This window comes from Streptomyces sp. NRRL S-378 (assembly GCF_000720645.1).
Lineage (GTDB): Bacteria > Actinomycetota > Actinomycetes > Streptomycetales > Streptomycetaceae > Streptomyces.
Map to the genome: position 1 here is coordinate 1 of NZ_JOBX01000228.1, position 266 is coordinate 266.

Consider the following 266-nt stretch of genomic DNA (forward strand, 5'->3'; position numbering starts at 1 on the left):
CGTCCAGCCCTTCTCCGCGATCCAGTTCAGGAACGCGACGTCCTGGGTGTTGCCCTTCTGCGGGGTGGCGATCTTCTTGCCCTTGAGGTCGTCCAGGGTCTTGATCCTGCTCGGGTTCACAACCAGCTTCACGCCGCCCGAGGCGGAGCCGGAGATGATCCGCAGGCTGGAGCCCTTGGACTTCACATAACCGTTGATCGACGGGGAGGGGCCGATGAAACCGATGTCGAGAGAACCGCCGTTGAGGGCCTCGATCTCGGACGGAC

At 63.2% G+C, this 266-nt stretch carries 1 pseudogene; it reads right to left on the bottom strand.

Annotation, left to right across the window (positions count from 1 at the left end):
- Positions 1–266 (bottom strand): annotated as a pseudogene (locus IH80_RS0138590) (PhnD/SsuA/transferrin family substrate-binding protein); the annotation flags it as partial.